Genomic DNA, 25,417 nt, shown 5'->3' with positions numbered 1-25,417 from the left:
GGCCGACGGGCCGGGCGGAGGACCTTCGCGCCCTGGCCAGCGGTCCGGGCGCAGGTCTTTCGCGCCCCGGCCAGCGGGCCGGACGCACGGCTCACGCGCCCCGGCTAGCGGGCCGGGGTGAACAGCTCGTCCTGGGCCGCCTCGCGGGCGACGAGCAGCGCGCCGCCCAGGACCGCGCCGCCGCCCAGCTCCCCGGCCCGTACCTCGGTGCGCAGCGGGGACAGCTGCGCCAGTCGTGCCTCGACCCGCGCCGCGAGGGCCTTGCCGCCCGCGAGCCCCAGCTCGCCGCCCAGCACCACGCACCCCGGGTCGAGGACGGCGGCCACCGAGGCGGCGCCCAGTGCCAGCCGGTCGGCGAGGGCGTCCAGGAACGGCTCGGCGCGCTCGCCCGCCTCCAGGGCCGCGGCGAGCGTGGCGGGTGCGTGCGGCCCGGTCGGCACGCCGTGTTCGGCGGCCAAATCCTGGACCGCCGCGTTGCCGGCCAGTGAGTGGAATCCGCCGTCGCAGTGGGTGGCCGACGGCAGCCCGCGCGTGCCCGGCATCGGCAGGAAGCCGATCTCGCCCGCGCCGCCGGACGCTCCTCTGCGCAGTCTCCCGTCCAGCACCACGGCCGCCCCGACGCCCGCCCCCAGCCACAGGAGGACGAAGGTGTCGTGGGCGCGCGCCCCGCCCAGGCGCTGTTCGGCGACGGCGGCGAGGTTGGTCTCGTTCTCGACGAGCACGGTGGCGGGCAGGCGCTCCTGGAGCACCCGGACGAGGCCGCGGTGCCAGGCGGGCAGCCCCGTGGAGTCGCGCAGTTCACCGGTGGCCGGGTCGACGAGCCCGGGGGCGCCGATGCCGACGGTGTGCAGGGGGGCGGCTCCCGCTTCGCGGGCGGTGCGCTCCAGCAGCGCGACGGCCGCTTCCACCGCCTGCTCGGTGGGTACGTCCTCCTCCACCGAGAGGGTCGCCTCGGCGAGGGGGCGGCCGAGCAGGTCGGCGACGCCGACGCCGACGCTGTCGGTCCGTACGTCCAGGGCCGCCAGGTAGGCGCGGTCGGCGACGATCCCGTACACCCGCGCGTTGGGGCCCCGCCGTTGGGCGCCGCTCTCCCCCACGACGGTGATCAGGCCGCCGTCCTGGAGGCGTTCGACGAGATCGGCGACCGAGGGACGGGAGAGGCCGGTGAGGTTCTTGAGCTGTCCTGCCGTCAACGGGCCCTCCTCCTGGAGCAGTTGCAGGGCGCGCCGGTCGTTGAGGGCGCGGGCGGTGCTCGGGGAGGCGGGCATGAGCCGGATCCTTTCAGATCTATTTATCAGGCAGGCTTCCTGATAGTTTACGGCGCGACACGGGGAGCCGAAGCGGGCGTGAGGGGAAGCATGGAAGTCGGTACGGAGCGGTTGAAGCGGGCGCGGTACGCCGTCGCGGCCGTGTTCTGCGTGCACGGGGCGGTGACCGGCAGCTTCGCCACCCGCATTCCGTGGATCCAGGACCACGCCTCGGTCGGCGCGGGACAGCTCGGTCTGGCGCTGGCCTTCCCGGCGATCGGCGCGTCCGTGGCGATGCCGCTGGCGGCAGCGGTCTCGCATCGCTTCGGGGCCCGCAACGCGCTGCGCGGCCTGCTGGCGCTGTGGACGCTCGCGCTGATCCTGCCCTCCCTCGCGCCGAACCTCTGGACGTTGTGTGCGGCGCTCTTCGTGTACGGAGCCACGGCCGGGATGTCGGACGTGGTGATGAACGCGCTCGGCGTGGACGTCGAGAACCGGCTCGACAGGTCGATCATGTCGGGACTGCACGGCATGTGGAGCGTGGGCGCACTGATCGGTTCGGCCGCCGGCACCCTCGCCGCCCACCTGGGCAGCGACGCGCGGCTGCACCACCTGCTCGCCGCGCTCGTGCTGACCGCGCTGGGCCTGGCCGCCTGCCGGGGCGTACTGGACCTGCACAGCGCTCCGGAAGCGGAGGCGCCGCCTCGCTTCGCCCTGCCGCCCAGGTCGGCGCTGGTCATCGGCGCGGTGGGATTCTGCGCGGTGTTCGCGGAGGGGGCCAGCCTGGACTGGTCGGCGGTCTACCTGCGGGACGTCCTGAACACCGACCCCGGGCTGGCGGCGGCGTCCACCACGGCCTTCGCGGCGACCATGGCGGTGGCACGGCTGTCCGGCGACCGCGTGGTGGACCGTTTCGGCCCGGTGCGCACCGTGCGCGTGGGCGGGGTGGCGGCGACCCTGGGCGGGGCGCTGGTGGTCGTGGCGCCGAACGTGCCGCTGGCCCTGACCGGGTTCGCGCTCATCGGCCTCGGCATCGCGGTCGTCGTACCGCTGGCCTTCGCCGCGGCCGGACGCAGCGGGCCGAACCCCAGCCAGGCCATCGCGGGCGTGGCGACCATCACGTACACCTCGGGGCTGATCGCGCCCTCCGCCATCGGCGCGGTCGCGGACGTGACGTCACTGGTGGTGTCGTTCGGCCTGGTGACGGTTCTGGCGTTCGGCCTCGTGGTCGGGGCGCAGGTGCTGCGCGGTGCGGGCCGGGAAGCCGCGGCGGCCGAAACGGCCGGGTCGCCCACCGGGAAGTGAGCGCCCGTTTTCGGCTCTAGCATTTGCTTCGATCCATTCGGATTCGATCAATTCGGATCAGAAGCAGACTGAACAGAGCTGAACGGGAGCACCCATGGGCCTCGGCGTCCGCTGGACCTTGCACGGAGACGGGCGCACCCCCGCGCCCGGAGCCGTCGTCCGACCCGACGAGCGGCTGTCGTGGCCCCGGACGGCGGGGCTGGGTGCGCAGCACGTGGTGGCGATGTTCGGCGCGTCGTTCGTCGCGCCCGTCCTGATGGGCCTCGATCCCAACCTCGCCATCATGATGTCCGGTGTCGCGACCGCCATCTTCCTGCTCGCGACCAAGGGCCGCGTCCCTTCCTACCTGGGCTGTTCCCTGTCCTTCGTGGGGGTGGCCGCCGCGATCCGGGCGAGCGGCGGCGACAGCGCGACGGTCACCGGCGCGGTGTTCGTGGTGGGCGGGGCGCTGTTCCTGTCGGGGCTCGCGGTGCAGAGGTTCGGCGCGCGGATCATCCATGCGGCGATGCCACCGGTGGTCACCGGCGCCGTGGTCATGCTGATCGGTTTCAACCTGGCGCCGGTGACGGCGTCGACGTACTGGCCGCAGGACCAGTGGACGGCACTGCTGGTCATGCTCTTCACCGGTCTGGCCGTGGTGGCGCTGCGCGGCTTCCTCTCCCGCATCGCGATCTTCCTCGGGCTGATCTTCGGGTACGGGATCTCGTGGGTCTTCGACCTGGTCTTCGGCAGGATCCACTCGTCGGTGGGCGGCGGAGCCCCGGTGGACCACTGGCGGCTGGACCTGTCCGGGGTCGCGAAGGCGGACTGGATCGGGCTCCCCTCCTTCCACGCGCCGAGCTTCGAGTGGTCGGCCATCCTGGTCGCCCTGCCGGTCGTCATCGCACTCATCGCCGAGAACGCCGGGCACGTGAAGGCCGTCGGCGAGATGACCGGTGACGACCTCGACGACAAGCTCGGCACCGCGATCGCGGCGGACGGTGCCGCCTCGATGCTGTCCACGGCGGTCGGCGGGCCGCCCAACACGACGTACTCCGAGAACATCGGGGTGATGGCGGCCACCCGGGTGTACTCGACGGCCGCCTACTGGGCAGCGGCGTTCTTCGCGCTGCTCTTCGGGCTGTGCCCGAAGTTCGGCGCCGTGGTGGCGGCGATCCCGGGCGGGGTGCTCGGCGGGATCACGGTCATCCTGTACGGCATGATCGGGCTGCTCGGCGCGCAGATCTGGATCAACGCGAAGGTCGATCTGCGCAACCCGCTGAACCTGGTGCCCGCGGCGGCCGGAATCATCATCGGGGTGGGCGGGGTGAGCCTGAAGTTCACCGACAGCTTCGAGCTGAGCGGGATCGCGCTCGGGACGATCGTGGTGATCACGGGGTACCACGTGCTGCGGGCCCTGGCGCCGGCGCACATGAAGGAGCGCGAGCCGCTGCTCGACGCGGGGACCTCCTCGTACGACGAGGAGAGGGCGGACGAGAAGAGGCCGGCGAAGGACTGAGGACGGCGGATGCCCGGTGCGACGGCGCGGAACGGGCCGGAACCCCGTGCGGTGCGGCTGCACCAGGCGGAGAGCGGACGGGAACCCCGTGCGGTGCGGCTGCACCAGGCGGAGCCGAGCGCTCCCGCTTCACCGCCGGGCCCCTCGCCCGGCCGTCGGCGCCCGGCTCCTTCGCCGTATGCCGCGCGTCCCGTCCGTTCGCCGGACACGTCGCGTGGCCTACCCGTTCGCCAGGTCCACCGCGTAGTCCGGCGTGAAGCTGCCCGCCGCCCCCTTGCAGCCGTCCGACTCGCCCGGCAGCTTGACCCACAGGTACGCGTCGATGCGGGACTCGCCCGTCCGTGTCGTCGGGGGGCGGCCCAGCGCGCGGCCCGCGGGGTCGCACCACTGCCCTGCCGCCGGAGCGCCGTTCCCGTTGCGGCTGGTGTCGATGACCGCGCCCAGGGAGGACGGCCCGCCGAGGGCCGACAGGACCTGGCGGGCGTACGCCACCTCGTCCGCGGTCCGGTGGAAGTTCGAGACGTTGGTGAAGATGCCGTCGCTGTTGGTGGCCGCGCCCGCCTGGCGCAGGTAGCCGGCCATCTTCGCGGGTGCGTGCCAGCCCGAGTGTCCGGCGTCGAAGTAGACCCGGGCGTTCGGATTCGCCGCGCGCAGGGCCTTGCCGGCGCGGGAGAGCGCGGCGAAGCGGGTGGCGCGCTGCGCGTCGTTCAGGCAGTCGGTCTGGGCGATGGCGTCGGGCTCCAGGATGACGATGACGTCGCCCTTGCCGAGGCCCGCGGCGAAGCTGCGTATCCAGCTGTCGTAGGACCCGAAGTCCGGCGCGCCGCCCTGCGAGGCGCCGCCGCAGTCCCGTTCGGGGATCGCGTACGGCACGACGACGGGCACCCGGCCCGCTGCCGCCGCTCCGGCGGTGACCTTGCGCACCTCGTTCGTGATGGTGGAGGGCTTGTACTCGGCGAACCAGACGGCGGCCGGCTGGGCGGCGATCCTCGCCTGGATCAGGGCGTGCCGCGGGTCGCCGCGGTTGGCGCGCACCCAGTCCAGGACCTGCGACTGCGGGTGCAGGTAGAGGTTCGCCGAGACCGGTGCGCTCTGCTGCCGGGCCGGTGGCTTCTTCGCAGCGGGCGGCGGCGTCTTCGTGGCTGCGGGCTTCTTCGTCGCGGTGGCGGACGCCGATGCGGCGGCGGAGGCGGACGGTGACGCCGTGGTCGGCGACGGGGTCGGCATCCCGGGCAGCGGCGGCATGTCCGGCGTCTTCGTGATCTCCGGGGCCGCCGTGGTGCGCTCCCTCTCGCCGGAGGTGGTCGAGACCACGCCGGTGACCGTCCCGACGGCCACCACCGCCGAGGCGACGACGGCCATCGCGCCGCGCAGGGTGCCGCCGTTCACCCGCTTGTCGTTCCGCGCGCGGCCGCGACGCGCCGCCCGTCCCTCGCCCGCGACGGGGCCGGTCAGCACCTGTGCGCCGGTCACGGGGACGGCTCCGCCGTCGTCGCGTCGGCCGCCGTCTCCGCCACCGTCGCTCCGGCTGTCGCCGTGTCGGCCCTCGACGCGGTTCTTCCGGCGTTGGCCTCGTATGCCTGACACCCTGTCACTCCCCCCTTTCCCCCGGGTACCGGGGGCTCCGGATTCCCTCGTTCTGGGGAAGCCCCGGCCCGGCTGCGTCGCAGGAAGCCTATGACTGGGACGCTGCCCCCATGGCACAGATCGAGCACTTCACAGTTGAGAGGGACCGTACACGGCTCGCCGGACTGCTCACTCCTCGGCCGCCCGTGGACGGCATGGAACTCGCGGGCGGTACGGGCCCCGTGGACGGCGTGGTGCGGCGGATGCGTGCCTTCCGCTCCGGCTGGCACCCCGGCGACGGGGTCGCCGTCTTCAACCGCGTCTACCTGACGGTCACCGAGGAGATCGCCCGGCAGATCGACACCGGCCGCTTCGCCGACCCGCACGCCGCGGCCACGCTCGATGTGCTCTTCGCGGAAAGATATCTGGCCGCCGTCGATGCCGCCGCCGCGGGGCTCCGTACGCCCGCCTGCTGGCGGCCGCTGTTCCAGTACCGGCGCCATCCTGGCGTTCGGCCGCTCCAGTTCGCGCTCGCGGGGATCAACGCGCACATCGGGCACGACCTGGCGCGGGCGGTCGTCGACACCTGCGTGGTGCTGGGGTGCGAACCGGCCGACGTGGAAGGGGACTTCGACCGGGTCGGGGACACACTGGTCGCCCTGGAGGAAAGGATCAGGGAGGACCTGATGCCGGGCCCCGACCTGCTGGAGATCGCGGACCCGCTGACGCATCTGCTGGGGACGTGGAGTCTGGAGCGGGCGCGCGAGGCCGCGTGGGCGGCGGCGCGGGTGATGTGGGGGCTGCGCGGCCTGCCCGACCTGGCGGAGGAGTTCGTGAAGCGGATGGACGCCGGGGTGGGGCTGGTGGGCCGGTGCCTGCTGACGCCGTTGCGCTAGGGGCGGGGCCGACGTGCTGCCGCCCCGCGGCCCGGAGGGGGGCTGCGGGGCCGACGTGCTGCCGCCCCGCCGCCCGGAGGGGGGCTGCGGGGCGACGGAGGGCGGGGCCTCAGTCCTCCGGGAGTTCCAGAGGGGCGATCTCGTCGTAGACGTCGCCGGGGCCCGGGTTGGTGGTGTCCGTGGTGCCGCCGAAGTGGTGCATGACGCCCCAGACCGCGTTCAGCGCCGTCTGGATCGCGCCCTCGGCCCAGCCGGCCGTCCACGAGATGTCGTCGCCCGCGAGGAAGATGCCGCGCTTGTCCTCGGGCAGGCGGTCCTGCATGAAGTGGGTGAACAGGCGGCGCTGGTAGCGGTAGTGGCCGGGCAGGTTCGCCTTGAAGGCGCCCATGAAGTACGGCTCGTTCTCCCACGACACGGTCACCGGGTTGCCGATGATGTGGCTGCGGATGTCGACCTTCGGGTAGATCTCGCCGAGCGACTTGAGCATGACCTCCATGCGCTCCTGTGCGGACAGCGGCAGCCACTTGAGGCTGTCGTCGCACCAGGTGTACGAGAGGCAGATGACGGCGGGCTTGTCCGGGCCGTCGTCCAGCAGGTACGTGCCGCGCGTCATCCGGTCGGTGAGCGTCATCGACATCACGTCGCGCCCGGTCTCCTCGTCCTTGTCCAGCCAGAACGGCCGGTCCACGGGCACGAAGAGCTTCGAGGACTCCATGTAGTGGGTGCGCTCCATCGCCGTCCAGTGGTCGATGGGGAAGAGCGAGTCGTCGCAGTCGATCTTCGACAGGAGCAGCCAGGACTGGGCGGTGAAGATCGCCGCCTGGTAGGTGCGGATGTCGCCGGAGGAGTCCGTCACGGTGATGCGGTTGCCCGCGGTGCGGTTCAGCCGGGTGACGGCGGGCTTCGGGTCGCCCTCGTGCAGGGACTCCAGCGAGGTGCCCAGCGGCCAGTGCACCAGCTTCTGCGGCTCGCGCTCCCACAGCCGCAGCGGGAGCTGCTGGCTGCCGCCGACGATGCCGCGGTGGTGGTCGTCGGCCTCGGTGTAGACGACGCGCAGGATCTCCAGGATGGAGTTCGGGAAGTCGGTGTCCCAGCCGCCGGTGCCGAAGCCGACCTGTCCGAAGATCTCCCGGTGCCGGAAGGACTTGAAGGCCGCCGACTCGCAGAGGAAGCCGTAGAAGGTCTGGTTGTCGAGCTTCTCGACGAGCTTGGCCCAGATCTCACGGATGCGCGGAACGTCGCGCTCGCGCATCGCCTGGTTCATGTCGGAGAAGTCGGCGCCCTCCTCCAGGCAGGCGGCCCAGGCGGCGGCGACGTCGCGGTAGACCTGCGGAAGGTCCTCGACGGTCTCCGCGTAGTGCGACTCGCCCTTGAGGTCGACGACGGTGGAGGGGGTCTCCGGGGCGAGCGGGTTCGGGAACGGCTGGGTCCGCAGGCCCACCAGGTCGATGTAGTGCTGGAGCGCGGTCGACGACGGCGGGAAGCGCATCGCGCCCATCTCCGCGGTCAGGCCCTCGGTGCTGGGCCCGTCGAAGCCCACGGTGCGCAGCCGGCCGCCGATCTGGTCGGCCTCGTACACGACGGGCTTGAGGCCCATCTTCATCAGCTCGTACGCGGCGACGATGCCGGACAGTCCGCCGCCGATGACGGCGACCTCGGTGCCGTGCGCGGTCGCGGGTATCTGGCCGAGGCCCGCCGGGTGGGCGAGGAAGTCGTCGTACGCGTACGGGAAGTCCGGCCCGAACATGGTGATCGGCGGCTGCGCGTCGGTGTGCTGGACGGCGGTGGGCACCGTGGACGTCATGGGGTACGGACTCCTAGCTGGGCGGGGAAAAGTCACAGGGAAGCGGCCCGGTCGGTTCGGGCCGGTGCGGCGTGCGCGGAAGCCGGATCAGAGCAGCGACGCGTAGAGGCCGGGGCGGCGGTCGCGCAGGTACGGGTTCGTCTCCCGCGAGCTGCGGAGCAGCTCGGGATCGACCTCGCCCACGACGAGCTCCTCGCCGCGTCCGGCACGCAGCCGGGTGGCGCCGTCGGGGCTGGCGAGACAGCTGAGCCCGACGAAGTCGAAGGACTCCGCGCCCTCGCCCTCGGGGCCGGTGCGGTTGACGTACGCGACGTACATCTGGTTCTCGAAGGCGCGCACCGGGACGAGGGACTCGGCGACGAACTGGAAGGGGTGCATCTGGGCGGTCGGCACCAGCAGGAGGTCGGTGCCGGCGAGGGCGTGGGCCCGGACGTTCTCCGGGAACTCCACGTCGTAGCAGATCATCAGGCCGACCCGCAGGCCGCCCAGATCGGCCTGGACGACGGACTGCTCACCCGGGGTGAAGTGGTCCTGCTCGAAGCCGCCGAAGAGGTGGGTCTTGCGGTAGTTGGCGAGCCGCGCGCCGGTCGAGTCGATCAGCTGCGCCGAGTTGAAGACCCGCTCGCCGTCCGCCCCGTCCCGCTCCGGGTAGCCGTAGACGATCGCGAGGCCGTGGCGTACGGCGATGTCGGCGACCGCGTCGGCGGCGTCCCCGTCCGCGCTCTCCGCGAGGCGGCGGACGTCCTCGCCGATGGCGTAACCGGTGAGGAACATCTCGGAGCAGACCAGCAGCGCGGCCCCGGCGTCGGCCGCCCGTCCCGCGGCCTCGTCCAGCGCCTCAAGGTTCGCGGCCACGGAACCGGGCCGCCCGGAGCTCTGGAGCAGGGCGATACGGAGCGGCTGCGGCGACGAAGGGGACGACGGCATGGCGGACCTCGGGCGGGTGGGGAGGGCGGGGTGGAAGACGTATCGACGGTACGGGGCGGTGTGCGGGGCGGACAAGGCGCGACCGTTGCGCGCTGACCGTCGATCCGTTGCGCGCGAAGGGGGTCTGCCGGTGATTCGTTGCGGCGGGCCGGGGTGGGGTGGGTGATCGGTGCGCGCGCCGGTGGTGGGGCTCGCGGGAGCGGATGCGGGTACGGAGCCGGGTGCGCGTACGCGGCGGGGGCCGGGCGCGTGGGGTGGCCTCGGGTACGGGGTGGGGCCGGAGCTGGAGGTGCGCCGTCCGGTGAGGGGCCGCCCGCCCCCCGTCCGCGCCCACGCACGCGGTTTCGCTCGTACAGGAGGAACCCGGGCCCTCCCGGACGGGGGGCGGCCCCGTCGCCCGAGGCGGCTACCGGGGTCAGGCAGGGGAGCCGGAGGAGAAGCGGCGGAGGAGGGGGGACAGCACCAGCACCGACTTGGTGCGCTCCACGAACGGCTCTCCCGCGATCCGCTCCAGCACCCTCTCGAAGTGCCGCATGTCCGAGGCGAAGACCTGGACGATCGCGTCCGCGTCCCCCGTGACGGTGGACGCGGACGCGACCTCCGGATACCGCTCAAGACCCCGGTTGATGGCCTCGGGCGAGGTGTTCCGGCGGCAGTAGATCTCGATGAACCCCTCGGTCTCCCAGCCCAGCGCCGCCGGGTCCACCCGCACGGTGAACCCGGTGATGGCGCCTTCCGCCCGCAGCCGGTCGACCCGGCGCTTCACGGCGGGGGCGGAGAGGCCTACGAGGGAGCCGATGTCGGCGTACGAACGCCGGGCGTCCTCCGCCAGGGCGTGGACGATTCGCTCGTCGAGATCGTTGAGTCGCACTGCGGGTGGGTCACTTTTCTGCGGTCACGGATGCTCCTGCGCCCGGGTTCTTCGCCAGGCGGGAACGGCGGAAGCCGTATCCGAAGTAGAACACGAGTCCCGCCGCCATCCAGATTCCGAAGACCACCCAGGTCGCGGTGTCGAGACTGAACATGTTGTACGCGCAGAAGGCGAAGCCGAGCACCGGGAAGACAGGGCCCAGCGGCACCCGGAACGTCCGGTTCATGTCGGGGCGCCGCACCCGCAGGATGACGACCGCCACGTTGACGAGCGCGAACGCGAAGAGCGTGCCGATGCTGGTGGCTTCGACGAGCTTGCCGAGCGGGATCGCGGCGGCCAGCACGCCGCAGAAGAGCGAGACGATGACGGTGTTCACGCGGGGCGTGCCGGTGCGCGAGCTGACCTTCGAAAACGCCTTCGGCACGAGCCCGTCGCGGGACATCGCGAAGAGGATGCGGGTCTGCCCGTACAGCACGGTCAGCACGACGCTCGCGATGGCGATGACCGCGCCCGCCGCGAGGAGGGTGCCCCAGAAGGCCTGCCCGGTGACGTCCTTCATGATCCCGGCGAGCGCGGCTTCGGAGCCCTCGAAGGCCTCCCAGTCCTGCGCGCCGACGGCGACGGCCGCGACCAGCACGTACAGGGCGGTGACGATGATCAGCGACAGCATGATCGCGCGCGGCAGGTCGCGCTGCGGGTTCTTCGCCTCCTCGCCGGCCGTGGAGGCGGCGTCGAAACCGATGTACGAGAAGAAGAGGGTGGCGCCGGCGGCACTGACGCCCGCCATGCCGAGCGGCATGAAGTCCTCGTAGTTGCCGGACTTGAAGCCCATGAAGCCGATCACGCAGAAGAGCAGCAGGGCGCCGATCTTGATGGCGACCATGATCGTGTTGATGCGGGCGGACTCGCGCGCACCGCCCAGCAGGAAGACCATCGCGAGCAGGACGACGATCAGCGCGGGCAGGTTGAAGATCCCGCCGTCGCCGGGCGGCGCGGACAGCGCGTCGGGAATGGTGAAGCCGAAGGTTCCGTCGAGGAGTTCGTTGAGGTACTCGCCCCAGCCGACGGCCACCGCCGCGACCGAGACGCCGTACTCCAGGACCAGGCACCAGCCGCAGACCCAGGCGATGAGTTCACCCATCGTTGCGTACGCATACGAGTACGAGGATCCGGCGACCGGGATGCTGCCCGCGAGTTCGGCGTAGGAGAGGGCCGAGAAGAGAGCGGTGAGACCGGCGATCACGAAGGAGATCGTGACGGCGGGGCCGGCCTTGGGCACGGCCTCGCCGAGGACGACGAAGATGCCGGTGCCGAGGGTGGCGCCGATGCTGATCATCGTCAGCTGCCACATCGAGAGGGTGCGTCGCAGCGAGCCGCCCTCGCCCTTGCCTCCCTCGCTGACCAGCAGCTCCACCGGCTTGCGGCGCATCACGCCGGTGCCGTTGCGGCCCGGGGAAGGGGGTGGGGTGGCGACGGGAGGTGCTGCGCCTTGGTCCAACACGAGGGGGCTCCTTGCTCACTTCCGATCGGACGGCGGCGACCCTCGCGGCACAGGTTCCGAGGGCGCGGCGAAGCAGCCGAAAGCCCGGGAACCGCCGAGCAGGCGGTCCCCGCCACTCCACGTACAGCCGTGAAGCCTATGGGGGTCCCTTCCCGCTCGTAATGCAGCAACCTTGCGCATGGGTGGACGATTCTTGCGCGCAAACGCCGCCGATGGGCTTTCGTTGCGCCCCAGTGTTCGATATCCCTTATGCCCGGTACGCGAGGCGGACCCCGCACACCGCCCACTCATGGCCGCGGCCCTGGCGGGCAGGTGTCGGGGACCGGCCGCACGGGCGGGCACGACCGAGGAGGAGGCGCCGATGAACTGGCTGGATCCGGGGCTCTTTCTGCGCGGAGTGGCGTGGCGGGACGCGGAGGGACGACCCGTGCGGGCGGACCCCGACGACCTGGACCGGCTGCCGTGGGACGTGCTGGAGCGGGCCAGGGTCCCCGTCGGGGTACGGCTGGAGTTCGCGGCGTACGGGACGGAAGCCGTCGAGCTGCGCTACCGGGCCGAAGCGGGCGACGTTCCGCACGCGTTCGGGCTCTGGGCGGACGGGCAGCAGATCTCGGAGACGCTGGCCTCCCCGGTCGCCGAAGGGGTCGTACGGCTGCGGCTGCCGCCCCTCGACGGCCCGTTCACCGTCTACCCGCCCGAGTCGCAGTCGCCGCGCTTCCTGGGGATCCGCGCCGTCAACGGCCGCATCGAACCGGCCCGGCCCCGCCCGCGCTGGGTGGTGCACGGCGATTCGGTCACCGAGGGCTGGTGGTCGACCCGGCCCGCGCACGCCTGGCCCGCCGCGGCCGGCCGGCTCCTCGGGCTGGACACCGTGAACGTGGGATACGCGGGCGCCGCCCGGGGCGAACTGGCGACCGCCCAGCAACTGGCCGCCCTGCCCGCGGACGTGCTCACCCTGGCCTTCGGCACCAACTGCTGGGGCCGCACCCCCTTCACCCCGGCCCTGCTGGGCGAGACGTTGCGGGCCTATGTCGCCCTCGTACGGCAGGGGCATCCGCACGCCCCCCTGCTGGTCCTCTCCCCCGTACTGCGCCCCGACGCCGAGGACACCCCGAACGCCCTCGGCGCGACGCTCGCCGAACTGCGTGCGGCGCTGGAGGACGCCGTACAGGAGGAGATCGGCTCCGGGGACGGGAGTCTGGCGCTCCTCCCCGGCCTCGGGCTGCTCGGCCCCGAGCACCTCGCGGACGGCCTGCACCCGAACGACGCGGGGCACGCGGTCCTCGCCGGGGCAGTGGCGACGGCGCTGGGAAAACTGGTTCCATGAAGGCGGCCACGATCCGGCGCGCGACTTCCGAGCACGCGCGCATGGTTCGCTTCCCGTGGGGTAACCGGGGCCCCGTGGGCTGCGCGGCCGAACGGCCGGGCAGCCCGGCGCGCTGCCGGACCCGGCAAGCCAACGCCAACCGCGAGAGGTGTGTGTGAGTACCAGCGAGACAAGCGTGCGGGACGGCCTCCTGGAGGCCCTGCGCGAGCGGGAGCAGGAGATCGCGGACCGCTGGGTCCGGCTCCAGCTGGAGCAGTCGACCCTCGACACGGACATGAACGAGCACGAGCTGCGCGAGGAGGCGGATCTGCTGATCTCCGCGCTCCGCACGGGGCTCGCCAGCGACGTGCCCGTGGAACGGCTGGTGACCTCTCAGCACGAGTTGCGCAGGACGGTCATAGAACTGTCGCTGCGCCGGGCCCGCGCGGGCGCGACGCCGACGGCGACCTCCCTCGCCGTCCTGTCCCTCAAGGAGGTGCTCCTGGAGGCGATGCAGCACACCACCCGGGACACCGCCGAGCTGTTCTCCGCCGCCGTGCTGGTGAACCGGCTGCTGGACGCGGCGGGGGCGCTGTCCTTCGAGACGTACGTCGAGGGCCGCGAGGAGATCATCCAGCGGCAGTCGCGGCAGTTGATGGAACTCTCCACCCCGGTCGTACGACTGTGGCACCACGTCCTGGCCGTGCCGCTGATCGGCACCCTGGACACCGCCCGCACCCAGGTGGTGATGGAGAACCTGCTCCAGGGCATCCAGGACCACGAGGCGAAGGTCGCCATCGTCGACATCACCGGCGTCCCCGCCGTGGACACCGCCGTCGCGCAGCACCTGATGCACACGGTGAACGCGGTACGGCTGATGGGCGCGGACTGTGTGATCTCCGGCATCCGGCCGCCCATCGCCCAGACCATCGCCCAGCTCGGCATCGACCTGTCCACGATCCTCACCCGGGCGACGCTCGCCGACGCGCTGGCCGCCGCGGTGCACCTCACCGACCAGCCCTCGGTCTCCGGTTCGTACTCACCGGCGGGCCCATGAACGGCCCTCTGAGCGCACCGGGCGCACCCGCCGGATCATCGCTGCCGCCGCCGCTCCCGCAACCGGCCGGCGTGCCGATCCTGCGGCTCGGCGACGTCCTGGTCACCGGGCTCCTCAACGAGCTGGACGACAAGTCGGCCGTCGCCTTCACCGAGGAACTCACGACGCGGATCGTGGGGGACGCGGCTCGCGGCGTCCTGATCGACATCTCGCGGCTGGAGATCATCGACTCGTTCGTGGCCCGCACGCTGATGGAACTCACCACCATGGCAAGGCTGTTGGGCGCCCGGGTGATCGTGGCGGGCATGCGGCCCGCGGTGGCGATCACGCTGGTCGAGCTCGGCCTCCAGCTGACCGGAGTGGAGACGGCGCTCAACGCGGAAGCGGGCCTTCTCGCGCTGGGCTGGCAGCAGATGCCCCGGCCTTCCGGGGAGGCCCCACGTGACTCTCTACGATGAGCAGCTGACCCGGAGCGCGGGGCTGGGACCGCAGCGGGGCCCGGTCCGGGCAGGCTCCGCGACGTACTCCGTCTCCTCCGAGGAGGACCTGCTGACGGTCCGGCACGCGGTGCGGGCGGCCACCGTGGAGGCCGGTTTCGGCCTGGTGGACCAGACCCGCATCGTCACCGCGGCGAGCGAGCTGGCCCGCAACGCCTACATCCACGGCGGCGGCGGCAGCCTGACCATCGAACAGCTGCGCCAGCCGCAGCAGGGCGGCCGGCGTGGGTTGCGGCTGACCGTGCGCGACGACGGGCCCGGCATCCCGGACCTGGAGTCGGCCCTCACGGACGGCTTCACGACCGGCGCGGGGCTCGGCCACGGCCTCGGCGGTGCGCAGCGGCTGATGCACGAGTTCTCGGTGCACAGCACCACGGGCGAGGGCACCACGGTCGTCGCCACCCGCTGGAACGGCCGCTGATGTCCGCCACCCCGCAGCCCGTCGGCGGCCCGCCGGGCCCGCCGTCGACGGTCGCCGCGCGCGTCCGGATCGACCACTACAGCGCGGTCCACCTGGCGGCGGCCACGGCCCGGCAGATCGCCCTGGACAGCGGCCTGCCGGGGGCCCTGCCGGACCGGGCCGCGGTCCTGGCGAGCGAGCTGGCCAGCAACATCGCCAAGCACGCGCAGGAGGGCTCGGTGTTCGTCCAGCCGCTGCCGCTGCGGCCGGGGGTGGAGATCCTGGCGTTCGACCGCGGGCCGGGCATTCCGGACCTGGAGGCGGCCTTCACCGATGGCTGGACGACCACCAACACACTCGGTTCGGGGCTGGGCGCGGTCCGCCGCATCGCCTCCGAGTTCACCCTCCGGACGAATCCGGGCGCGGGCACCGTGATCTGCGCCCGGCTCACCGCGCCCGGGGCGCCGGCCGTCCGGGGACCGGACCTGGCCGCACTGTGCCTGCCGCGGGAGAGCGAGGACAGCTGCGGCGACGGCTGGGCGGTCGCCGACACGGGCGACCCCGCCACGGAAACGCCGCAGCGCACCGTCGTGGTGGTGGACGGCCTCGGGCACGGCCCGCCCGCCGCGGAGGCCGCGGATACGGCGTTGCGGGCGTTCCGCCGCGGCCCCGACCTCCCGCTGCCCGCCCTGATGACCTCCCTGCACAAGTCGCTGCGGCGCACTCGCGGGGCGGCGGTGGGGCTGCTGCGGCTGCGCGCCGACGGGCACGCCGAGCACTGCTCGGTGGGCAACGTGCGGGCCCAGACGGTCGGCTTCGACGGGGTGCGCTCGCGCCTCTCCGGCCAGCCGGGCGTGGTCGGCTGGAACATGCCGCTGCCCCGCGTCCAGCGGATCCCCGTCCCACCCGGCTCCCTGCTCGTGCTGCACAGCGACGGCGTCGACCCCCGGTGGACGTACGATCCGACGCGGTTCCTGCTGCGGCTGCCGCCGCCGCTGCTGGTGGCGTCGCTGGCGCACGACTTCCGGCGCAGCCGCGACGACGCGACCGTGCTCGCCACCGGCGCCCTGCTTCCGCTGCCCGACGCACCGCCGGACGGGGGGCGTCGCACGGGCTCCCCGCTGCCGGGCAGCCCGGAGCCGAGAAGCCCGAAGAGAGACGAATGATCCCCCACAGCACCACCCACCACACCCTCCCCGGGTTGCGCAGCGCCCTGCGGCGTCTCGCGCACCAGCTGCGGCTGCCGGTCGAACTGCGGGCCCGCCTCGCTCTCGCGGTCTCCCAGGTCGCCGCCGGGGAACTGGGCGCGGGCCGGGCGGTGTCCCTGCACGCCTGCCGGGAGACCGACCCCGACACCGGGCGTCCCGTGCTCGCCATAAGGCTGCGCACCCCCCTCGCCACGCGCCCGCCCGTGCTCAAGAACCTCCCGCTGCCCGCCGAGCGGGCCCCGGGAGCGGCGGCTCTCTGGCGCTTCCCCCCGCCGGACCAGGAGCAGAACGACGTGCACATGCAGACGCGCCCGTGCGCAGAGGGCAACGGTCGGGTCCCCGACGTGGCCGACCTCCTGGAGGAGGAACTGCGCGCCGCCGTCGCCCGCGCCGACGCGCTCGCCCAGGACCGTGAGCGGCTCAAGGACGAACTGGCCGAGACCAACAGCGGCGTCCTCGCCCTGTACGTCCAACTCGACGAGCGCGACGAGCAGTTGCGGCGCGCGCACGGCCAGATGCTGCGCGAGCTGGAGGACGCCCTGCGGCCCGCCCCGGTGCGCGTGCCCGGCCTGGAGATGGCGGTGCACTACGAGCCGGCCGGGACCGACGCCCCGACCGGCGGAGACCTCTACGACTGGTTCCTGCTGCCCGACGGGCGGGTCCACATCACCCTGGTGGACGCCCTGGGGCACGGTGTGACCAGTACCCGCAGCGCTCTCAACGTCACGCACGCCGTACGGACCCTGGCCCTTGAGGGCCATCCGATGGACTCCATCGTGGAGCGCACCGACGAGATCCTGCTGCCCTTCGACCGCGAGCTGATGGCGACCGTGCTGCTCGCCCGGATCAACCCGCTGGGCGGCGCCCTCAAGCTCGCGAACGGCTCCCACCCGCCCGCCCTGCTGGTGCGGGAGAACGGCGAGGCGGAGTACTTGGAGGTGCGCGGCCGCGGCATCGGTTACCCGCTGCCGGGCAGTGAGCAGCTGCTGTACGACCAGCTGGCCCCGGGCGATCTGCTGGTGCTGTACACCGACGGGCTGACCGAGAGCAGGAGGGACCCCCGCGAGGGCGAACAGCGCCTCATGGAGGCGGCCCGTCGTCACCGCCACCTGCCGATAGAGAAGATCCCCGGCGCCATCGCCGCCGACATGCACACCGTCATCCTGCACCCGGACGACACCGTGGCACTGACCGTACGCAGAACGGACGAGGACGTCTCATGAGCCGTGACCGAGGCCTCGACAACGAACTGACCGTGGGCGTGGCCGAGGGGCCCGCCGGGGTGGTGCTCACCATCGGCGGCGACCTCGACTTCGACAACTCGCCCGAGCTGCGCTCCGTGATCGGCAGGCTCGCCCTGTCCCCCGGCCGGCTGCTGGTGCTGGACCTGTCCGGGCTGACCTTCTTCGACTCCAGCGGGATCACGATGCTGGTCATCGCCCGGAAGGTGGCGCTGGCGGCGGGCGCGGACGTCGCGGTGAGCGGGGTGGGACCGATGGTGGCGAAGATATTCCACATCACCGGGCTCGACATGGTCTTCCGGTCCTACCCCGACCCCTCGGCGGCTTTCGCGGCCGCCGCACGGAACTGAGCGGGCGAGAGGCCGGTGAGTTGGTGAACTCGGGGTACGCGGGTGATTGATGACTGAGGAGCCGCCCGTGGTTGTCCTGGATTCTCCGCAGGGAGCAAACGAAGACAGCGCCTCCGCCCGGGAGACCGCTGCCGCCTACCTGACCCAGCACTGCGCCTGGGCCGATCTCGACGCCGTGCTGCTGGTGGTGAGCGAGCTGGTCACCAACGCCGTCCGGCACACCTCGGGCTGGTGGCGGCTGAGACTGCGTGCCGGGCACGAACAGCTGGTGGTCGAGATGGACGATTCCAGCCCCCAGCCGCCCGTGCCCCGCGAACCGGACTTCACCGGCGGCGGAGGCTTCGGCTGGCACATGGTGCAGCGGCTGGCAGGCCAGGTGGAGGTGCGACCGCTGCCGGAAGGCAAGCGGGTGCGGGCGACCTGGCTGCGCTCGGCCGCAGGCCCGTGCTGAGGCGCCCGGGGGCTTCATGTACGAGAGTCCGGCCACCCCCGCGGGGGTGGCCGGACTCTCGTACATGAAGCCTGTGCGTTCTCACTCCTGGGTGAGGAGGCCTTCCCGCAGTTTCTTGGTGATGCGCGTCAGCAGCCGGGACACCTGCATCTGGGAAACCCCCAGCTCGGCCCCGATCTGCGACTGCGTCATCTCCGCGCCGTAGCGCATGCTCAGGATCTGCTTGTCGCGCTCGTCGAGTTCCTCGATGAGCGGCTTCAGCGCCTGGACGTTCTCGACGATCTCCAGGTCGGCGTCGGTGTCGCCGAGCCGGTCGGCGAGGGTCTGCGAGCCGGACTCCGAACCGTCGTCGAGCGGGATGTCGATCGAGCCCGCCGTGTACCCGTTGGAGGCGACGAGACCTTCGACGATCTCCTCCTCCTCCATGTCCAGGTAGGCGGCCAGCTCGGCGGTGGTCGGCGAGCGGTCGAACTGCTGGAACAGCACGTCGGACGCCTTCGCGAGGTCTATCCGCAGCTCCTGGAGCCGGCGCGGCACGTGCACGGACCAGCTGGTGTCACGGAAGAACCGCTTGATCTCACCGACGATGCACGGCATCGCGAAGGTGGCGAACTCGACCTCGCGGGTCAGCTCGAACCGGTCGATGGCCTTGATCAGGCCGATCGTGCCGACCTGGACGATGTCCTCCATCTGGTCGGAACGGTTGCGGAAGCGGGTGGCCGCGTACTTCACGAGCGCCAGGTTGAGCTCGATCAGCGTGTTGCGGGCGTACTGGTACTCGTGCGTGCCCTCCTCAAGGACGGCGAGCCGGGCGAAGAAAAGCCTCGACAGCTCCCTCGCGTCCTTCGGGGCTACCTCCGACGGGTTGTCCACCACCGGAAGCTCCAGCTCGACCTGTTCGGCCGCGGACGTTTCCAGCGTGGCTCCAGTCGGGACTGCGGTCGCCATGGACACGGTGTCCTCCCCTTCATCGATATATCAGCGCAAGGGCGCGTGTACCCGCGAGAGCGCAGGCCATTCGTGTTCACCCACCGCGAATTTGCTCAACACCGGTTTCACTTCACGAATTACCGGTTCTCCCCCTCCTCGATCATCGCAAATCCGACACAACCTCCCGGGACACCAGTCTCCCACCGGAAAAGCACAAACGGTACGCCTCGTCCGACATCAATCGTGTGTGGTAGTACGCGCACTGGGCACCCGGCGGCTCCTCCGGCGCTCCTTCGGGCGCTCCGTCCCGGTCGAACACCGGTAGTCGCTCGGCCACTTCCTCTCTCGTCTCCCCCACCCTCAGCCCGTCGAACCCCTCCCGGTCCAGTACGGAGAGCGCGGAGCTGATCAACGAGACGGGCAGGAGCACGACGCAGATCCCGGCCAGCACCGCGAGCGGGGCGAGCACGGCCTGCCGACCGCTGCGCCGCACCCGCTTGCGGGCCCGCGCCAACTCCCGTACGGACAGTGAGTCCTCGGCGGCCCCCCGTTCCCGGGCCGCGGCCCCCTCCTCCGCCGGCAGCCGGGCGTGCACCTCGAACCCGCCGTCCGCCCCGGCCCCTGCCCGCAGGGTGCCGCCCGCGAGCCGCACCCGCTCGTCCAGCCCGACGAGCCCGGTCCCCCCGGAGGCGAGCCCGGGGGGCCGGGCGCCGCTGTCCGCGGGCCCGTTGGCGACCGTGACCCGCAGGATGTCGGCGTCCCGGACGGCGTCGACCCGGATCACCGCCCCCGGCGCGTGCTTCGCCGCGTTGGTCAGGGCCTCCTGCACGACCCGGTGCACGGCGTGCCCCACCATGGGCGGCAGCCCGTCCCACTCGCCCCGTTGCTCCAGTACGACGTCGAGGCCCGAGGCCCGCGCCCGTCCGACCACCGCCTGCGGGGTCTCTGCCGTGCCCTGCGCGGCGCCGTCCGCCTCGTCGTCCGTGCGCAGGACGCCGATGATCTCGCGCAGCCGCCCCGTCGCCACGGCTGCGGCCTCCCGCAGTTCCCCGACAGCGGCCTGTTGCCGGGCGTCCAGGGACCGGTCCACCTCAAGGGCTGCCGCCCGTACGGCGAGCAGGGTCAGCTCGTGGCCGAGGGAGTCGTGCATGTCACTCGCGATGCGGGCGCGCTCACGCATCCGCGTCCGGTCGGCGAGGGCCCGCTGCTCGCGCTCCATGCGGTCGGCGAGCCGCCAGCCGGACCGGACGAGTTCGGCGTACTGCCGCCACCAGCGTCCCAGCAGCCACGGCAGTCCCACCGTGAGCAACAGCATGAGCAGCTGCGAGGGCCAGGACCACAGGTCGCGTCCCAGCACGCACACCGGCAGGCCGGCCACCGCCACCGCCCCGAAGAACCGCACCGCCGCCCGGACTTCTCCCGCCCGCACCCCGGCCAGGAACGCGAAAGCCGTGAGCGCGGGGAGGAACGGCAGCGTGAGCAGCTCGACGTCATGGGCGAGGTTGAGCGCCAGCGGCACCGTCAGTACGCCCAGCGGCCACCGCCTGGCCGCCGCCACCGCGAGGGCCAGCAGCGGAACGCCGACAGCCGCCATCACGGCCGCCCTGTCGCGGAGTGCGTCGGCGGCCATGACCGGCGGCGCGCTCACCGCGAGCCACAGCCCCAGGTCGTACCAGCGGGCCCGCACTCTGTCGTCCATGCGCCCCAGCTTCGCCGATCCTGCGGCCCGCCGCTGCCGACCGCAGCAGTCCGGTCACTGCGAACTGCGCGGGCGGGCGGGCCCCTTGGGTGCACCGCTCCGGTAGGGCGGCCCGCCGCTTCGGCCTCACGCCTGCGGGACGAGTCCCGCCTCGTACGCGAGGATCGCCGCCTGCACCCGGTTCCGGAAGTCGAGCCGGGCCAGGATCTGGCTGACGTACGCCTTCACCGTCCCCTCCACCACGTGCAGCCGCCGTGCGATCTCCGCGTTGGAGAGGCCCTCGCCGACCAGCGCGAGCACCTCGCGTTCCCGTACGGTCAGACCCTCGATCCGGGCACGGGCCGTCGCCTGCTTGCCCAACCGTCCCGGCCCCAGATGGGAGATGACGCGCCGCGCGACGCTCGGCGAGAGGTACGCGCCGCCCTCGGCGACCGCCCGCACCCCGGCGATCAGCTCGCGGGGGTCGCCGGACTTGAGGACGAATCCGGCGGCCCCGGAACCGAGCGCGCTCGCGATGTACTCGTCCTCCGAGAACGTCGTGAGCATCATGACGGCGGTCTGCGGCAGTACCCGCCGCAGTTCCTCGGCGGCCCCGAGCCCGTCCAGCTCGGGCATCCGGATGTCGAGGAGGCAGACCTCGGGCCGGTGCAGAAGGGCGAGTTCGACGGCCTCGTGCCCGTCGCCGGCCTCCGCGACGACCTCGACGTCGTCCGCCGAGGACAGAATCGCCCGCACCCCGGCCCGGATCATCGCCTCGTCGTCGGCCAGCAGTACCCGAATCATCCCCACCGCTCCCCTGGTCCCCGCCCCGGTCTTCCCCCGCAGGCTACCCGGGCGCACGCACGAAGTGGCCCCTCCCCGATCGGGGACGGGCCACTTCCGCAACCACGGCGCCTGCGACGTGCGGCGGGGCGGGCGGACGCTACCTGCCCTCCCCACCGTGGGGAACGGGCCGCCAGGACCGCCCGGCCGGCGCCGCGCCTAGCTCCAGCTCGCGTGCAGCGGCTTGCCCTCCGCGTAGCCGGCCGCGCTCTGCACGCCCACGATCGCCTTCTCGGCGAACTCCTCCAGGGAGGCCGCCCCCGCGTACGTGCAGGAGGACCGGACGCCCGCGATGATCGAGTCGATCAGGTCCTCGACGCCCGGCCGGGCCGGGTCGAGGAACATGCGCGAGGTGGAGATGCCCTCCTCGAAGAGCGCCTTGCGGGCCCGGTCGTACGCCGACTCCTCGCTCGTACGGTTCTTCACCGCGCGGGCGGAGGCCATGCCGAAGGATTCCTTGTACCAGCGTCCGTCGGCGGTCTGCTGGAGGTCGCCCGGCGACTCGTACGTGCCGGCGAACCAGGAACCGATCATCACGTTGGACGCACCGGCGGCGAGCGCCATGGCCACGTCGCGGGGGTGCCGTACGCCGCCGTCGGCCCAGACGTGCTTGCCGTGCTTCCTGGCTTCGGCGGCGCACTCCATCACGGCGGAGAACTGCGGTCGGCCGACACCGGTCATCATGCGCGTCGTGCACATCGCGCCGGGACCCACACCGACCTTGATGATGTCGGCACCCGCCTCGATCAGGTCCCGGACGCCCTCGGCGGCGACGATGTTGCCCGCCACGATCGGCACCCGGGGGTCGAGCGCGCGCACGGCCTTGACCGCGGCGATCATCGACTCCTGGTGGCCGTGCGCGGTGTCCACGACGAGCGTGTCCACGCCCGCGTCGAGGAGCTGCTTGGCCTTGCCCGCGACGTCGCCGTTGATGCCGACGGCGGCGGCGATGCGCAGCTTGCCCTCCGCGTCGACGGCGGGGGTGTAGAGGGTGGCGCGCAGGGCGCCCTTGCGCGTCAGGATGCCGGCGAGGCGGCCGTCCCCGTCCACGGCCGGGGCGTAGCGGCGGTTGGCCGCGTCGAGGGTGTTGAACGCCTGGCGCGGGTCGATGTCCGCGTCGAGCAGCAGCAGGTCCTTGGACATGACCTCGGAGAGCTGCGTGAAGCGGTCGACCCCGGTCAGGTCCTGGTCGGTGACGACGCCGACGGGCTTCTGGTCGTCGTCCACGACGACTCCCGCGTTGTGCGCCCGCTTGGTCAGCAGGGACAGCGCCTCGGCGACGGTCTGGGTGGGGGCCAGCACGATCGGGGTGTCGAGCACGAGGTGCCGGGTCTTCACCCAGGAGACGACCTCGGTGACGACCTCCATCGGAATGTCCTGCGGGATGACGACGAGCCCGCCGCGGCGGGCCAGCGTCTCCGCCATGCGGCGGCCGGCGATGGCGGTCATGTTGGCGACGACCAGCGGGATCGTGGTACCGGTGCCGTCGGGCGAGGAAAGGTCCACGCCCTGGCGGGAACCGACCGCGGAACGGCTCGGCACCATGAAGACGTCGTCGTACGTGAGGTCGTACGGCGGCTTGAGATCGTTGAGGAAACGCACGCGCGGAACATCCAGTCGTTCGGTGTTGGCCCCGGGGCATTTCAGCCCGGGGGAAAACGCACGTACTTGATTCTCCCACGACTGTCCGGGTTCGCGACCCGGCGGATCCTCCAGGCCGGGGGCCGCCACGTGGGCGGATGCTCCAACGGGGACGCCCGGCCTGCCGCCGGTCGCCCCCTCGCACGCGTACGGGCTTCGTCCGTACGGGCCTTCGCGCATCATCCGCACCTGCCCCGCCCCTCGCGTGCGTACGGGCCGCGGCCGGCTCAGTCGTCCGGGTCGGACCTGTCCAGGGCCGGACGCGGCGGCGGTCCGCCCGCACCGAGCAGGTAGTCCGCGGCCGCGGTGTCCGTGACCAGGCTGGTGACGAGACCGGAACGCAGCACGGCGTCGATCGCGGCCGCCTTGCGGAGCCCGCCCGCGATAGCCACCACCTCCGGTATGCGCCGCAGCCGGTCCGCCTCGACGGTGATGCAGCGCTCGCCGAGGTCCCGGCCGACCCGGCGGCCCTCCGCGTCGAAGAGGTGCGCGGAGGTCTCGGCGGCGACACCGAGGGAGGCGTAGTGGGAGCGCTCCTCGTCGGTGAGCATGTCGTGGACGGTGGAGATCCCCGGCTCCCAGGAGCCGATGGACACGCACGCCACGGTCACCTTGTCGAAGTAGTCGAAGGCGCGGGCGATCCCGGTCTGGTTGCGCAGGGCGGCGGCGGTGGCGGGGTCCGGCAGCAGCATCGGCGCGTAGATGGGATGCGCCTCGCCGCCGGAGACCTGCGCGGCCCGGCGGACGGCTTCGACGGAGCCGCGCTCGGCCGTTCCCGCGTCGTACACGCCGGTCAACTGCACGACCGTGCACGGCGGGAGGTGGTGCAGGGCGGCGGCCATGTGGATGGTGGACCGGCCCCAGGCCAGGCCGAGCACGTCGCCCTCGTTGACGAGTTCGCCGAGGAGGTCGGCCGCGACCTCGCCCAGGTTCTCCGGATCGGGGGCGTCGTCGGCGGCGTCCGCCGGGGACTCGACGACCACCGCGTGCCGCAGGCCGTACCGGGCGCGCAGCGCGTCGGAGCGCTCCGCGTCCAGTTCGGCGGGGACGCGGATCTCGATCCGCACGAGATCGCGCTCCAGGGCGGTCTCCAGGACCCGGGCCACCTTGAAGCGGCTCACGCCGAACTCCTCGGCGATCTGGATCTTGGACTTGCCCTCCAAGTAGAAACGGCGGGCCATGGCCGCCGCCTGCACCAGCTCAGCGGGTCCCATCCGCATGGCCGACCGGCCCGCTGACATCGCAGACACCGCGATCTCCTTACCTCTGTTTCAGGTTCACACAATGGTTCGTCGTTCATCCTGTCAGATGCGACGGACCTTGATCAGCCCTGCGGGCCACGTTCATTTTGCCTTCTTGTTACCGTGGCCGTCCCGCTGCCGCGGTGCCGCTCAGTGGGCGCAGGCCCAGGGAGCCTTCGCGGTGGCCTCGTCGGCCTGGCTGCGGAGCATCCGTACGGCGGCGGCCGGGTCGTCGGTGTTGTAGACGGCCGAACCCGCGACGAACACGTCCGCTCCCGCCTCCGCGCACCGCTCGATCGTGGTCGCGGAGACCCCGCCGTCCACCTGGAGCCACAGCTGGAGGCCGTGCTTGGCGATGAGCTGCCGGGTGCGGCGGATCTTCGGCAGCATGATGTCGAGGAAGGACTGGCCGCCGAAACCGGGCTCGACGGTCATGATCAGCAGCATGTCCAGCTCGGGGAGCAGGTCCTCGTACGGCTCGATCGGCGTCGCCGGCTTGAGCGCCATGGAGGCGCGGGCGCCCTTGGCCCTGATCTCGCGGGCGGTGCGGACGGGGGCCGCGGCGGCTTCGGCGTGGAAGGTCACCGATCCCGCGCCCGCCTCCACGTACTGCGGGGCCCAGCGGTCCGGGTCCTCGATCATGAGGTGGCAGTCCAGCGGAATGTCCGTGGCCCTGCTCAGCGACTCGACGATGGGGACGCCCAGAGTGAGGTTCGGGACGAAGTGGTTGTCCATGACGTCGACATGGAGCCAGTCGGCTCCCTCGACGGCCTTCGCCTCCTCGGCGAGCCGGGCGAAGTCCGCGGACAGGATGCTGGGATTGATCTGCGCTGCCATGCCCCAAGCGTGCCATGCCCCACCCCCGCGCCCACCCCCGGTAGCCCCCAAGCGGCAAACGCGCTCGCCCCCTGGCTCCCTCGGACAGTGGGGCCGCACGCCGTAGCCCGCACGCCGTGGCC

Annotated in this window: 23 protein-coding genes; 11 read left to right on the top strand and 12 right to left on the bottom strand. The window is 72.4% G+C overall.

Annotated features, from left to right (window positions below; translation table 11 throughout):
- Positions 1-104 precede the first annotated feature (104 nt).
- Positions 105-1,268 carry an ROK family transcriptional regulator gene (locus ACQPZG_RS28760; protein ID WP_433548596.1) on the bottom strand — a complete coding sequence of 388 codons (1,164 nt, stop codon included), beginning with the start codon at positions 1,266-1,268 and terminating at the stop codon, positions 105-107.
- A gap of 90 nt (positions 1,269-1,358) precedes the next feature.
- Between ACQPZG_RS28760 and ACQPZG_RS28755 the strand changes: the two genes are divergently transcribed.
- On the top strand, positions 1,359-2,552 hold the full coding sequence (locus ACQPZG_RS28755) for an MFS transporter (protein WP_433548595.1): 1,194 nt from the start codon (positions 1,359-1,361) through the stop codon (positions 2,550-2,552).
- Positions 2,553-2,646: 94 nt separating this feature from the next.
- Positions 2,647-4,050: a uracil-xanthine permease family protein gene (locus ACQPZG_RS28750; protein WP_433548594.1), complete on the top strand. Its 1,404-nt coding sequence runs from the start codon at positions 2,647-2,649 to the stop codon at positions 4,048-4,050.
- Positions 4,051-4,269: 219 nt separating this feature from the next.
- Here the strand turns inward: ACQPZG_RS28750 and ACQPZG_RS28745 are convergent, their stop codons facing one another.
- On the bottom strand, positions 4,270-5,412 hold the full coding sequence (locus ACQPZG_RS28745; protein WP_433549591.1) for a glycoside hydrolase family 6 protein: 1,143 nt from the start codon (positions 5,410-5,412) through the stop codon (positions 4,270-4,272).
- Between the two features lie 419 nt (positions 5,413-5,831).
- On the opposite strand from ACQPZG_RS28745, the gene ACQPZG_RS28740 reads away from it, so the two are divergent.
- Positions 5,832-6,512 carry a DUF5995 family protein gene (locus ACQPZG_RS28740; RefSeq protein ID WP_433549590.1) on the top strand — a complete coding sequence of 227 codons (681 nt, stop codon included), beginning with the start codon at positions 5,832-5,834 and terminating at the stop codon, positions 6,510-6,512.
- A gap of 109 nt (positions 6,513-6,621) precedes the next feature.
- On the opposite strand, the gene ACQPZG_RS28735 is transcribed toward ACQPZG_RS28740, so the two are convergent.
- The 4 genes from ACQPZG_RS28735 to ACQPZG_RS28720 all read right to left on the bottom strand — a co-directional run bounded on the left by ACQPZG_RS28735 (position 6,622) and on the right by ACQPZG_RS28720 (position 11,615).
- Positions 6,622-8,316 (bottom strand): flavin monoamine oxidase family protein, encoded by a 1,695-nt coding sequence (locus ACQPZG_RS28735; RefSeq protein ID WP_433548593.1) that lies wholly within the window; start codon positions 8,314-8,316, stop codon positions 6,622-6,624.
- Between the two features lie 87 nt (positions 8,317-8,403).
- Positions 8,404-9,243 carry a carbon-nitrogen hydrolase family protein gene (locus ACQPZG_RS28730; protein ID WP_433549589.1) on the bottom strand — a complete coding sequence of 280 codons (840 nt, stop codon included), beginning with the start codon at positions 9,241-9,243 and terminating at the stop codon, positions 8,404-8,406.
- A gap of 415 nt (positions 9,244-9,658) precedes the next feature.
- Entirely contained in the window at positions 9,659-10,114 is a 456-nt protein-coding gene (locus ACQPZG_RS28725; RefSeq protein WP_185030508.1) for an Lrp/AsnC family transcriptional regulator, read from the bottom strand.
- A gap of 10 nt (positions 10,115-10,124) precedes the next feature.
- Positions 10,125-11,615, bottom strand: a complete 1,491-nt coding sequence (locus ACQPZG_RS28720; RefSeq protein ID WP_433548592.1) for an amino acid permease — start codon at positions 11,613-11,615, stop codon at positions 10,125-10,127.
- A 361-nt stretch (positions 11,616-11,976) separates the two neighbouring features.
- Here ACQPZG_RS28720 and ACQPZG_RS28715 point away from each other — a divergent pair, with 361 nt between their 5' ends.
- From ACQPZG_RS28715 to ACQPZG_RS28680, 8 genes are all read left to right on the top strand, one after another.
- Positions 11,977-12,942: a GDSL-type esterase/lipase family protein gene (locus ACQPZG_RS28715; RefSeq protein ID WP_433548591.1), complete on the top strand. Its 966-nt coding sequence runs from the start codon at positions 11,977-11,979 to the stop codon at positions 12,940-12,942.
- Between the two features lie 154 nt (positions 12,943-13,096).
- Positions 13,097-13,978 carry an STAS domain-containing protein gene (locus ACQPZG_RS28710; RefSeq protein WP_433548590.1) on the top strand — a complete coding sequence of 294 codons (882 nt, stop codon included), beginning with the start codon at positions 13,097-13,099 and terminating at the stop codon, positions 13,976-13,978.
- The gene (locus ACQPZG_RS28705) at positions 13,975-14,436 is read left to right on the top strand and encodes an STAS domain-containing protein (protein WP_433548589.1); all 462 of its coding nucleotides are present in this window, start codon (positions 13,975-13,977) and stop codon (positions 14,434-14,436) included. The genes ACQPZG_RS28710 and ACQPZG_RS28705 overlap by 4 nt, the downstream gene beginning before the upstream one ends.
- Positions 14,437-14,458: 22 nt before the next feature.
- Positions 14,459-14,896, top strand: coding sequence for an anti-sigma regulatory factor (locus ACQPZG_RS28700; RefSeq protein WP_433549588.1), 438 nt, complete (start codon positions 14,459-14,461; stop codon positions 14,894-14,896).
- Entirely contained in the window at positions 14,896-16,041 is a 1,146-nt protein-coding gene (locus tag ACQPZG_RS28695) for a SpoIIE family protein phosphatase (protein ID WP_433548588.1), read from the top strand. The genes ACQPZG_RS28700 and ACQPZG_RS28695 overlap by 1 nt, the downstream gene beginning before the upstream one ends.
- A complete protein-coding gene (locus tag ACQPZG_RS28690) occupies positions 16,038-17,306 on the top strand; it encodes a PP2C family protein-serine/threonine phosphatase (RefSeq protein WP_433548587.1) in 1,269 nt (422 codons plus the stop codon). The genes ACQPZG_RS28695 and ACQPZG_RS28690 overlap by 4 nt, the downstream gene beginning before the upstream one ends.
- Positions 17,303-17,674 carry an STAS domain-containing protein gene (locus ACQPZG_RS28685; protein WP_433548586.1) on the top strand — a complete coding sequence of 124 codons (372 nt, stop codon included), beginning with the start codon at positions 17,303-17,305 and terminating at the stop codon, positions 17,672-17,674. Before ACQPZG_RS28690 ends, ACQPZG_RS28685 begins: the two co-directional genes overlap by 4 nt.
- A gap of 67 nt (positions 17,675-17,741) precedes the next feature.
- On the top strand, positions 17,742-18,125 hold the full coding sequence (locus tag ACQPZG_RS28680; RefSeq protein WP_433548585.1) for an ATP-binding protein: 384 nt from the start codon (positions 17,742-17,744) through the stop codon (positions 18,123-18,125).
- Between the two features lie 81 nt (positions 18,126-18,206).
- Here the strand turns inward: ACQPZG_RS28680 and ACQPZG_RS28675 are convergent, their stop codons facing one another.
- From ACQPZG_RS28675 to rpe, 6 genes are all read right to left on the bottom strand, one after another.
- Positions 18,207-19,079: an RNA polymerase sigma factor SigF gene (locus ACQPZG_RS28675; RefSeq protein WP_433548584.1), complete on the bottom strand. Its 873-nt coding sequence runs from the start codon at positions 19,077-19,079 to the stop codon at positions 18,207-18,209.
- 136 nt (positions 19,080-19,215) lie between these two features.
- Positions 19,216-20,754 carry a sensor histidine kinase gene (locus ACQPZG_RS28670; RefSeq protein ID WP_433548583.1) on the bottom strand — a complete coding sequence of 513 codons (1,539 nt, stop codon included), beginning with the start codon at positions 20,752-20,754 and terminating at the stop codon, positions 19,216-19,218.
- A gap of 126 nt (positions 20,755-20,880) precedes the next feature.
- Positions 20,881-21,537, bottom strand: a complete 657-nt coding sequence (locus ACQPZG_RS28665; protein WP_433548582.1) for a response regulator — start codon at positions 21,535-21,537, stop codon at positions 20,881-20,883.
- A 198-nt stretch (positions 21,538-21,735) separates the two neighbouring features.
- Complete coding sequence (locus ACQPZG_RS28660; RefSeq protein ID WP_433548581.1) at positions 21,736-23,178, bottom strand: GuaB1 family IMP dehydrogenase-related protein; 1,443 nt, start codon at positions 23,176-23,178, stop codon at positions 21,736-21,738.
- Positions 23,179-23,444: 266 nt separating this feature from the next.
- On the bottom strand, positions 23,445-24,458 hold the full coding sequence (locus ACQPZG_RS28655; protein ID WP_433549587.1) for a sugar-binding transcriptional regulator: 1,014 nt from the start codon (positions 24,456-24,458) through the stop codon (positions 23,445-23,447).
- Between the two features lie 150 nt (positions 24,459-24,608).
- Complete coding sequence (gene rpe / locus ACQPZG_RS28650) at positions 24,609-25,295, bottom strand: ribulose-phosphate 3-epimerase (protein WP_433548580.1); 687 nt, start codon at positions 25,293-25,295, stop codon at positions 24,609-24,611.
- Positions 25,296-25,417 lie beyond the last annotated feature (122 nt).

Origin of the sequence: Streptomyces sp. CA-294286 (genome assembly GCF_050947155.1) — a bacterium.
Classification (GTDB): Bacteria; Actinomycetota; Actinomycetes; order Streptomycetales; family Streptomycetaceae; genus Streptomyces.
The sequence above is the reverse complement of the archived record's forward strand: the minus strand, read 5'-3'. Positions and strand labels throughout refer to the sequence as shown.

Excerpts from the sequence above, each read along its gene's own strand:
- ACQPZG_RS28760 (WP_433548596.1), bottom strand. The coding sequence starts at position 1,268 with ATGCCCGCCTCCCCGAGCACCGCCCGCGCCCTCAACGACCGGCGCGCC.
- ACQPZG_RS28750 (WP_433548594.1), top strand. The coding sequence starts at position 2,647 with ATGGGCCTCGGCGTCCGCTGGACCTTGCACGGAGACGGGCGCACCCCC.
- ACQPZG_RS28730 (WP_433549589.1), bottom strand. The coding sequence starts at position 9,243 with ATGCCGTCGTCCCCTTCGTCGCCGCAGCCGCTCCGTATCGCCCTGCTC.
- ACQPZG_RS28695 (WP_433548588.1), top strand. The coding sequence starts at position 14,896 with ATGTCCGCCACCCCGCAGCCCGTCGGCGGCCCGCCGGGCCCGCCGTCG.
- ACQPZG_RS28735 (WP_433548593.1), bottom strand. The coding sequence starts at position 8,316 with ATGACGTCCACGGTGCCCACCGCCGTCCAGCACACCGACGCGCAGCCG.
- ACQPZG_RS28715 (WP_433548591.1), top strand. The coding sequence starts at position 11,977 with ATGAACTGGCTGGATCCGGGGCTCTTTCTGCGCGGAGTGGCGTGGCGG.
- rpe (WP_433548580.1), bottom strand. The coding sequence starts at position 25,295 with ATGGCAGCGCAGATCAATCCCAGCATCCTGTCCGCGGACTTCGCCCGG.
- ACQPZG_RS28685 (WP_433548586.1), top strand. The coding sequence starts at position 17,303 with ATGAGCCGTGACCGAGGCCTCGACAACGAACTGACCGTGGGCGTGGCC.
- ACQPZG_RS28670 (WP_433548583.1), bottom strand. The coding sequence starts at position 20,754 with ATGGACGACAGAGTGCGGGCCCGCTGGTACGACCTGGGGCTGTGGCTC.
- ACQPZG_RS28740 (WP_433549590.1), top strand. The coding sequence starts at position 5,832 with ATGGAACTCGCGGGCGGTACGGGCCCCGTGGACGGCGTGGTGCGGCGG.
- ACQPZG_RS28655 (WP_433549587.1), bottom strand. The coding sequence starts at position 24,458 with ATGTCAGCGGGCCGGTCGGCCATGCGGATGGGACCCGCTGAGCTGGTG.
- ACQPZG_RS28745 (WP_433549591.1), bottom strand. The coding sequence starts at position 5,412 with ATGGCCGTCGTCGCCTCGGCGGTGGTGGCCGTCGGGACGGTCACCGGC.
- ACQPZG_RS28690 (WP_433548587.1), top strand. The coding sequence starts at position 16,038 with ATGATCCCCCACAGCACCACCCACCACACCCTCCCCGGGTTGCGCAGC.
- ACQPZG_RS28705 (WP_433548589.1), top strand. The coding sequence starts at position 13,975 with ATGAACGGCCCTCTGAGCGCACCGGGCGCACCCGCCGGATCATCGCTG.
- ACQPZG_RS28665 (WP_433548582.1), bottom strand. The coding sequence starts at position 21,537 with ATGATTCGGGTACTGCTGGCCGACGACGAGGCGATGATCCGGGCCGGG.
- ACQPZG_RS28755 (WP_433548595.1), top strand. The coding sequence starts at position 1,359 with ATGGAAGTCGGTACGGAGCGGTTGAAGCGGGCGCGGTACGCCGTCGCG.